General features: G+C 37.7%; 7 protein-coding genes and 1 tRNA gene. 6 read left to right on the forward strand and 2 right to left on the reverse strand.

Going from position 1 to position 9,920, the window contains the following annotated elements; all coding sequences use genetic code 11:
• Nucleotides 1-49: 49 nt before the first annotated feature.
• The 4 genes from HHU12_RS25595 (at nt 50) to HHU12_RS25610 (ending at nt 5,515) form a co-directional block, all read left to right on the forward strand.
• A complete protein-coding gene (locus HHU12_RS25595; RefSeq protein WP_169659583.1) occupies nt 50-1,339 on the forward strand; it encodes an ammonium transporter in 1,290 nt (429 codons plus the stop codon).
• 214 nt (nt 1,340-1,553) lie between these two features.
• Nucleotides 1,554-2,684, forward strand: coding sequence for an outer membrane beta-barrel protein (locus tag HHU12_RS25600; protein ID WP_240971122.1), 1,131 nt, complete (start codon nt 1,554-1,556; stop codon nt 2,682-2,684).
• 434 nt (nt 2,685-3,118) lie between these two features.
• Nucleotides 3,119-5,269: a glutamine synthetase III family protein gene (locus tag HHU12_RS25605; RefSeq protein WP_169659584.1), complete on the forward strand. Its 2,151-nt coding sequence runs from the start codon at nt 3,119-3,121 to the stop codon at nt 5,267-5,269.
• A 172-nt stretch (nt 5,270-5,441) separates the two neighbouring features.
• Nucleotides 5,442-5,515: transfer RNA gene (locus HHU12_RS25610), tRNA-His, on the forward strand.
• Nucleotides 5,516-5,561: 46 nt separating this feature from the next.
• Here HHU12_RS25610 and HHU12_RS25615 read toward each other — a convergent pair.
• Nucleotides 5,562-6,500 carry an alpha/beta fold hydrolase gene (locus HHU12_RS25615; protein WP_169659585.1) on the reverse strand — a complete coding sequence of 313 codons (939 nt, stop codon included), beginning with the start codon at nt 6,498-6,500 and terminating at the stop codon, nt 5,562-5,564.
• A 159-nt stretch (nt 6,501-6,659) separates the two neighbouring features.
• On the opposite strand from HHU12_RS25615, the gene HHU12_RS25620 reads away from it, so the two are divergent.
• Both HHU12_RS25620 and feoB read left to right on the forward strand, forming a co-directional pair.
• Complete coding sequence (locus HHU12_RS25620; RefSeq protein WP_169659586.1) at nt 6,660-6,908, forward strand: FeoA family protein; 249 nt, start codon at nt 6,660-6,662, stop codon at nt 6,906-6,908.
• A gap of 5 nt (nt 6,909-6,913) precedes the next feature.
• Nucleotides 6,914-9,037, forward strand: a complete 2,124-nt coding sequence (gene feoB, locus HHU12_RS25625; protein WP_169659587.1) for a ferrous iron transport protein B — start codon at nt 6,914-6,916, stop codon at nt 9,035-9,037.
• Between the two features lie 122 nt (nt 9,038-9,159).
• Here the strand turns inward: feoB and HHU12_RS25630 are convergent, their stop codons facing one another.
• Nucleotides 9,160-9,597, reverse strand: coding sequence for a DM13 domain-containing protein (locus tag HHU12_RS25630; protein WP_169659588.1), 438 nt, complete (start codon nt 9,595-9,597; stop codon nt 9,160-9,162).
• Nucleotides 9,598-9,920 lie beyond the last annotated feature (323 nt).

Genomic DNA, 9,920 nt, shown 5'->3' on the forward strand with positions numbered 1-9,920 from the left:
CAACGATCGAATTTTAAATACTATCTATAATTTTTAATTTTTGACTGCAATGTTCTCAACAATTCACCTACTTGCCGACGCAACATTGGCAACTGAGGCAGTAACGCAAGCAGTTACTGCAGAACAACTACAAACAGTAAGTTTAACAACGAGTAACGTATGGATGCTAGTTTCTACTATGCTAGTATTTATCATGGCTTTAGGCTTCGCATGTGTGGAAGCTGGTTTCACTCAAGCGAAAAACACAGTTAACATCCTTTTCAAAAACACTGTGGATTTATCAGTAGGATTAATTTCTTACGCATGGTTCGGATTCAACCTTATGTATCCAGGAGAATTCAATGGAATTTTCGGTTTCGCAGGATGGGGCTTAACTCCTGATTTATCACCTACTTACGCAGACGGTGCTTACACTTACTGGACAGACTTCTTATTCCAAGCTATGTTCGCTGCAACTTGTGCAACAATCGTTTCAGGTGCAGTAGCAGAAAGAATCAAAATCACTTCTTACTTTATCTTCACTTTCTTCTTAGTAGGATTTATCTACCCTGTACTAGGTTCATGGCACTGGGGTGGCGGATGGTTATCTCAAATGGGATTCTATGACTTCGCCGGTTCTACAGTAGTACACTCAGTTGGTGGATGGGCTGCATTAGCAGGTATCATTGCAATTGGTGCTCGTAAAGGTAAGTATGTAAACGGTAAAGTTGTTGACAAGCCAGGTTCATCAGTTCCGTTAGCTGTAATTGGTGTTTTCTTATTATGGTTCGGATGGTTCGGATTCAACGGTGGATCAGTTCTTTCAGCAGATCCTCAATCAATCTCATTAGTATTAGTTACTACAACTTTAGCTGCAGCTGCAGGTGGTGTTGGTGGCTGGATCGGTGGCTACATCATGTTTAAGCGTTATGACTTAGGTATGGTATTGAACGGTATCCTTGCTGGACTAGTAGGTATTACTGCTGGTGCTGACCAAATGTCTCCAAACGAGGCAATCTTAATTGGTATCGTATGTGGTATCGTAGTAGTATTCTCTGCGGTAACAATGGACAAGTTCAAGCTTGATGACTGTGTTGGTGCAGTTTCAGTTCACTTAACTTGTGGTATCATCGGTACTTTAGCAATTGGTGTATTAGGTGCTAAAGCAGGTATGGATCAATTCGTTACACAATTAATTGGTATCGCTGCATACGGTGCAGTAGCATTCACATCATCATTAGCAATCTTCTACGGATTGAAATTTACAGTTGGCGTAAGAGTATCTGAAGAGCACGAATCTGAAGGTCTTGACAGTCATGAGCACGGTATCCGTGGTTATACTATCACTTTCGACAACTAAGATATAAACATTCAGGAGGGAATATCATTTCCCTCCTCCTTTAAAAAATATTGTATACGGAATCCGTTATATCCGTTACGATTATTATTCATCTCACTTATTCAATCTCATTACTACCACAAGTAATGGCATTTACATTCAAGCAATAACATTTTGTGTGCATTGTTTATTGCTTAAAAAATTTATTATTCACCTCTATAATTTTTCTACAATAATGAAGACTAAATTATTCTCTTTGATCGCTCCACTAATGGTGGCAGGTTCAATGGCATTTGCTCAAGATAACTACGATAACGCTGAAGTTCAGCCTGAAGCAACTACGGAAGAAACTGAAGCAGAAGACGAAGGAAATAAATTATCAATTTCAGGTTCAGTAGATTTATTCTACAACTATGATTTTGCTGGTACTGAAGCAATGAATATCGGTACAAGTTTTAACGAAGGTCAGAACTCAATCAATTTAGGCATGGCTAACGTTATTTTATCACAATCTTTAGGTAAAGCATCATTTGTTGCAGATTTATCTTTTGGTCCAAGAAGTAATGGTTCAATTGGTGACGGTAACTTCCACATCCAAAACTTATATGCTTCATACCAATTAAGTGATAAATTATCAGCTACTGCTGGTTTCATGGGTACATTCGTTGGTTATGAAGTAATCTCTCCAACAGGTAACTTCAACTACTCTACTTCATATTTATTCTCTAATGGTCCTTTCCAAAATGCTGGTTTAAAATTTGACTATGCATTCTCTGACAAAGTAGCATTAATGTTAGGTGTATACACTAACGAATGGGATTCATACAATGCTTCTCCATCATTAGGTATGAGTGGTTTAGGTGCTCAATTATATGTAGCTCCAGTAGACGGTCTTGATATTTACTTAAATGGTTTCCACTCTTCAACTAGAACTGTTGTTGACTTAACTGCTGGTTACCAAATCACAGATGCTTTCTACTTAGGACTTAACGCTGCATGGGCTGATAAAGAAAACGGATTTACAGATACTGATGATGACGGAAACTTTACAGGTCCTCAAATCGACCAACTATACACTGGTGTAGCAACTTACTTACAATATGCATTTACTGAGACATTTGCTTTAGGTTTACGTTACGAAAACTTCAAAGACAATGCTAAGTTATATGTTGATAGCAATAACACAACTGAAGAAGGTATTTCTTACAATGCTTTCACTTTAACAGGTAATATTGCTTTAGGTCCATTAATGGTAATTCCAGAATTAAGAATGGATACTGCTGATATGGATGTATTCTCTGATAGCGACAATAAACCAACAGGTTCAGCTACTCAAGGTACTTTAGCAGTTGTATATGCATTCTAATAATTAATTATTATAGATACAACGGAAAAGCCGGTGCGATTTTATCGCATCGGCTTTCTTTTTTACCCATGTAGTAAAAAAAACACCCTACTCCACAAAATATACATCTACATTTTCGGCTATTAGGGTAATATTATAATCACTTTCGAGAAAAAGCTTACGATTACTCCTGCAAATAGATATTTTTTATAGAAAATTCACTTCTAATCAAAATCTTTAAAAATTATAGGCGTTCATTAAAAAAATCATTAATTAACACCTGATTAGATTAAAAATTACCCATAAATTCAATTTTTTCTTGATTTTTTTAAAAATCAGAGTCATATTTACACCGTAAACAAATTATAACGACTTCTGCTAACGAACAAACTTCCTAACCTATTATTAGCGTTATTTAGAACGTTCGAGCAATAGTTTTTTAATCTCACATTACAATGACAAATCTTCGTTTTAACGCCCTTGAGACAGCTTCAGCTAGAACAGCAAAAGAAGTTGAAGCACCGTCTAACAAAATCTCAGATTATTTTGGCGAGGACTGTTTCGGTCTTACTCAAATGAAAGCTGCACTTGCTCCAGCTATCTACAAGAAAGTAGAATCTGCAGTAAAGTATGGTACTAAAATCGACGAAGCTACTGCTGACGCTGTTGCATCTGCAGTAATGACATGGGCCGTTTCTAAAGGTGTTACACACCACACTCACTGGTTCCAACCACTAACTGGATCTTCTGCAGAGAAGCACGACTCTTTCTTTGATTACACAAAAGGTATTGAAACTTTCAAAGGTTCAACACTTACTCAACAAGAGCCAGATGCCTCTTCATTCCCTAACGGCGGTATCCGTGCAACAAACCAAGCACGTGGTTATACTGGTTGGGATCCTTCATCACCTATCTTCATTACAAACAAAACGCTTTGTATCCCTACTATCTTCGTTTCTTACACTGGAGATACATTAGATTACAAAACTCCTTTGTTAAAAGCACAAGAAGCTATTAACAAAGCGACAATTGATGTTTGTCAATATTTCGAAGAAGGTGTTACAAGTATTTCTGCTTCATTAGGTTGTGAGCAAGAGTACTTCCTAGTAGACAAAGCTTTCTACGCTGCACGTCCTGACTTATATATTGCAGGTCGTACTTTATTTGGTGCTAAGCCTCCTCACGGACAGCAATTAGATGACCACTACTTCGGTTCTATTGCTCCACGTGTTGCAGCATTCATGAAAGACTTTGAATTACAATGTCATAAATTAGGAATTCCTGTAACTACACGTCACAATGAGGTAGCTCCAGGTCAATTCGAAGCAGCTCCATTATATGAAGAAATCAACACAGCTGTAGATCACAACTTGTTGATGATGGATGTTATGGAACAAGTTGCTAGTGAGCATAACTTAGCTGTTTTACTTCACGAGAAGCCTTTCGCTAACTTGAACGGTTCTGGTAAGCACAACAACTGGTCATTAATCACTAATAAAGGACGTAACTTATTCCAACCGGAAGGTTCTTTATATTTCTTAACGTTCTTAGTTAACACTATCAAAGCGGTTCACGTTTATGGTGACTTAATGAGAGCGTCAATTGCTTCAGCGGGTAACGATCACCGTTTAGGTGCAAACGAAGCTCCTCCAGCAATCATGTCAGTATTCTTAGGTTCTACTTTGACTGACTTCTTAAACGAAGTTACTGAGTCTGGTAAACTTGTTTATGCTGAAGGTGGCGATGAGTTCATCGAATTAGGTATCGACAAGATCCCTGGTCTTAAGTTAGACAACACTGACCGTAACAGAACTTCACCATTTGCATTTACTGGTAACAAGTTCGAATTCCGTGCAGTAGGTTCTACTCAAAACACTGCAACTCCAATGACAGTGTTGAACTTAATCGTAGCTGAGCAATTAACTCAATTCAAAGCTTCAGTTGATGCTGCTATCGCTGGTGGTAAAGACAAAGAAGCTGCGATCCGTGAGATCTTAGTTCAATACATCAAAGAATCTGAAGCTATTCGTTTCGAAGGCGACGGTTACTCTCAAGAGTGGGTTGACGAAGCAGAGTCAAGAGGTCTTTCTAACGTAAAAGATACTCCTCGTGCTCTTGATTTCTTCATTGCTGAAGAGGCAAAAGAAATCTTCGCTAAGCACAACGTATTCAGCGAAAGAGAAATCGAAGCTCGTCACGATGTATGGTCAGAGATCTACTCTACTAAGATCGATATCGAGTCTAAAGCAATGGAGGAAATCGTACTTAACAAAGTAATTCCTGCTGCTGCTAACTATGTTTCTACATTAGCTGACTCGGCTGCTAAATTAAAAGACCTTGGTTTAGACGCTTCTGCAATCACTACTACTATCTCTGAAGTAACTGGTTTCATGAAGACTGCTAAAGAAGGTGTTGCAGCAATGGTAATCGAGCGTGATAGAGTTCTTGAAATCGAGGACACTAATGCTCAAGCTGTTGAGTTCTGCGATAGCATCAAGCACAAATACTTCGACACTATCCGTGAAGCAGTAGATCGTCTTGAGTTATTCGTTGATGACGCTCAGTGGCCATTACCGAAATACTCTGAAATGTTATTCCTTAAGTAATTAGGGATTTAATATAATGTGGGATGTTTATACAGCTCGTGACCCTTTACAGGGTCATGAGCCCACTTTTTTCCACTGAATCTAAGCGATTTATAAAATAAATCGCTTTTTATATGCAAAAAGGCTTGTGTAATTAAAAATAAACCTGCTATATTTGCATCGCATTAAAACGGCGATCGTAGCTCAGTTGGTTAGAGCACCGGTTTGTGGTTCCGGGGGCCGTGGGTTCGAATCCCATCGTTCGCCCAACAGTTTTAGCACTTTCAAGCAATTGGAAGTGCTTTTTTTATGTCTAAGCTTTCGCTTTCCCTCTATTTTTCAACCATTCAAAAATGATTGGAAAATGATCTTGCACCGCTTCCTTGGCTGTACAGATATTCACATGATCATAATCCAGAGCATAGCCGTTCTCTTTGGAAAGCAACATAAATTTATCTTCAGGATTATTTACTTCTTTCATTAATCGCCTCACATCTTTCTGATGCCCTAAGTAATATTCCTTTTTTCCCGTCATATATAAAGTAGGAGGAATATTTTTAGCTTTCTTAAACGCGGTGAGGTAATCAAACTGATCACTCGGATCAATCCATTCATCGGTAGCATACACCCACTTCTTACAATCTTCATACACCCCTCTGGATTCGTTCTCCTGCCCTATTCCCATTTTTTTCACAGGAAAGTAACCATAGATCTTTGTCATCAACTGTGCAACGACACTCCACACAAAATCCACTTCAAACCTTTTCTTAAAAGAATCCACCACGATACTCCTTTTGGTTGCTAAAAAACACATAGAAGCAATGTTCAACTGTTGATGACGTGCAATATGCGCCAGCATCCAAACACCACCCCACGAATGAGCGATCACATGGATAGGCACATCCCAACGGTGATGCCTTCTTATCTCATGCAATAATGTCGGTATTTCTTCTTCTATAGCGTGAATTTGCTTGTTTTTACTTTGCCTAGAGACTGCAGGCGTACTATTTCCCCTTCCTCTGAAATCAGGCACAAAGACATCAAAGCCTTTTTCTGCAAGAAATGGTGCTAATCCTTTATCACTTAATGAATAAAAGATCCTTCCGCTCTCCATACTGCCATGGATCATAAGAATGGCTTCTTTTGCTGTAGTTTGCGTGTACCTTTTGACGAAAAGCTGATCGTCTTTTACAGGAACGTATAGATTTTCTGAGATGAATTGATAGTCTGTTGTGGATTGCATGTTGTTCATTTATGTATGCGTTGTTCTTCAATTTATACAAAAATTGATAAAAACTTAAATTTGGTTTCTTTAATTGTAATGTTTATATCAGTTCTGTTTTAAATATTGCTTTGTAATTGTACCTTTGGCAATCAATAATAAGTCTAAATAAAACTCCATATTAGGTACATGGGTATTACAAACAATTTAGTGAGTATAGATCGCCTTCCATTAGGCAAGATTGGCATTATTACAGAATTTAAAGACAAAGTCATTGGCAGCAGACTTATTGAATTAGGGCTTTACCCCGGTAAACCTGTTTCAGTAATAAGGAAAGCTCCCTTTAAAGGTGCACTGTATTTAAAATCTGACAATCAATCTTTCGCCATTGGGCATCAGGAAGCTAAAACCGTTTTAACGACCACCTCGGAGAAATAACATATATGAACGCAGATAAACTTCAAATTGCTCTACTTGGAAATCCTAACGTGGGGAAATCATCCGTTTTCAATCAATTAACTGGACTGCGTCAGAAAGTCGGCAACTTTCCTGGTGTGACGGTTGACAAAAAAATGGGTTCTACTAATTTGAGCAAAGGTCAAACGGCAACAGTCATTGATTTTCCTGGTACTTATAGTTTATATCCTACTTCTTCTGATGAAAAAGTAGTATTGAATACTTTTGCCAATCCAAACTCAAAAGATTTCCCTGATGCGATCATCTATATTGCTGATGTTACCAACTTAGAAAGACACCTTCTTTTATTATCTCAGGTACAAGAGTTGAATATTCCTGTGGTACTTGGGCTCAACATGAGTGATATAGCGGAGAAAAAAGGGCAATTGACAGATATAGATAAGCTTTCTAAGAAATTAGAGATTCCTGTTATTTCTATCAACGGACGAACAGGTGAGGGTATTGACTTATTGAAGAAAGCAATCATAGATGTATTACAACAACCTACGGCAACAGCTGAGGCTTATGCATTTCAGAAAAATGAAGCTGAAAAACAGGTAATCAATGCGATTCTGAAAAGTGAACCTGTTGAAAACCCTTATCAAGCTTCACTTTGGGCACATCATGTAGATGATCTGAGCTTTTTAAAACCTGAAACCAAAAAGAATATTCATAAAATCAGAGATGAGCATGAATATAATGATATGCGTTTTCAGATTGATGAAACACTGCAACGTTATAATTTTATCAGTCCATTAGTACAGAATGTGGTAAAGGAAAACCATCAGTTGAATTCCTCTTCCATGACTGACAAGATTGATAGAATCATCACTCATAAGGTATTTGGTCCTTTTATTTTCTTTGCATTGCTTCTTCTTGTATTCCAGTCGATTTTCTCATGGGCCTCGGCTCCTATGGATTGGATTGATGCGGGAATTGCCAATTTAGGGGAATACTTAAAAAATATTTTACCGGAAGGATGGGCAACTGATCTATTACTAGACGGTGTACTTGCTGGATTAGGAGGTGTACTCGTTTTTGTTCCTCAGATTACTATTCTTTTCTTCTTGATTTCATTGATGGAAGAATCGGGTTATATGTCGCGTGCTGTGTACATGTTTGACCGTATGATGATGAAATTTGGTATGAGCGGGCGTTCCATTATATCACTGATTTCTGGCGGCGCATGTGCTATTCCGGCCGTAATGGCGGCTAGAGCCATCAGCAACTGGAAAGAAAGAATGATTACGATTTTAGTAACACCTTTGATTTCTTGTTCAGCGAGGATTCCAGTTTACGCTATTTTAGTGGCATTTGCCGTTCCTGACGAGACAGTAGGTGGAATTTTCAGCCTCCAAGGATTAGCTTTCATGGGGTTATATTTACTGGGTATCGTAGCCACTTTGATTGCCGGTATTGTATTTAAATGGATATTGAAATCAGATGCTCCTTCCTTTTTGGCAATGGAACTTCCTAGTTATAAAGTACCGCACTGGAAAAACGTAGCCTTAACGGTGAGTGAAAAAGTGAGCACCTTTGTCACTGAAGCTGGTAAGGTCATTATTGTAATTTCAATTATCTTATGGGCTATGGCCACATACGGCCCGGGTGATTCTATTGATGATGCTACTGCAAAAGCTGAAGTTGAATTACAGGATTTAAACCTAGATGAAGTAGCCTCTGCCGATTATGTTGCTTCTAAACAGCTTGAAGCTTCTTATGTTGGAATTTTAGGTAAAACAATTGAGCCAGTTTTCAGACCGCTAGGTTTTGACTGGAAGATCAGTATTGCATTAGTTACGTCTTTTGCAGCAAGAGAAGTATTTGTTGGAACGATGGCTACAATTTATAGTGTAGGTTCTGCTGAAGACGATATCACGCCACTGAGACAAAAGCTATCATCAGCAATCAACCCTGTTACAGGTGAAAATGAATTTACGAAAGCAACAGCCTATTCTCTAATGATATTTTATGTATTTGCCATGCAATGTATGGCTACATTAGCAGTTGTAAAACGAGAAACTAAAGGCTGGAAATGGCCACTTGTACAGTTCACTTACATGAGTGCTCTAGCTTACTTCGGGGCTTTGATTGTATATAACATATTCTAAGAGCATATTTGAAACATCTCTGAGATATAATAATTTTTTAACTTAGGGCTGAAACAAAAAAGAGATCAGAAAGTAAAGAATCTGATCTCTTTTTTTTAGAGCATGCTTGAAACATCTCTTAACTATTGAACTTCGGCATATCCAAACAACACACTGTATTGCTTACACCATACCAAAACATATTTGTTTTTAGAATAATCAACTCCTGCAGGAATGCTGTATGTCTGCTCCCCAGAAGTACTTTTCATCAATCCTAAATCAACAAAACCATCTCCATTCAATTCTTGTGCTAGATAAATGTATAAATCAGGACCAGAGTCAGATCTAAAATCATCATGCAATTTTAAAGTATTGTTCTCAATGGTCACTCCTCCTGATGTTGGGTGTGAGCTTCCTTTGAAAGTTCCCATTAAAGCGTCTAGGTTTTGACTACTGGAAGTAGTATCCGATGCATTAGCATCTAAAGTCGTAAGATCTAAAGGTGTGGGCTCTTCATTTTTTGCACACGAAAAAATAAATAAGCACCCAAGAATAATAGAAATAAGAGTTACTTTTTTCATAGTAAGGGACAATTATAGTTGTTAATTTGCCAAGAATACCAAACTAGATTACATTCTATAAATCTTGATTTGGTACTTAAGTACCAGGGCAAAAGAAAAGGGACGTTTTGAATGAAGAATTAAGAGGGAAGAATGAAGAATTATGGTTCTTGATGTGGCTTAATAACCACCATAAAAACCTTTTTACGACCCATTATTCTACATTCTTAATTCTTCATTAAAAAGTTCCATAACTTTTGCATTAGTACTTAATACATTGTAAACTAAGTTTTCGTTAATATTTGAGTGTAACTTTTATGCATAATATCTCTAGCATTTTCTTT

The sequence above is a fragment of the Flammeovirga aprica JL-4 genome, from assembly GCF_012844305.1.
Lineage (GTDB): Bacteria > Bacteroidota > Bacteroidia > Cytophagales > Flammeovirgaceae > Flammeovirga > Flammeovirga aprica.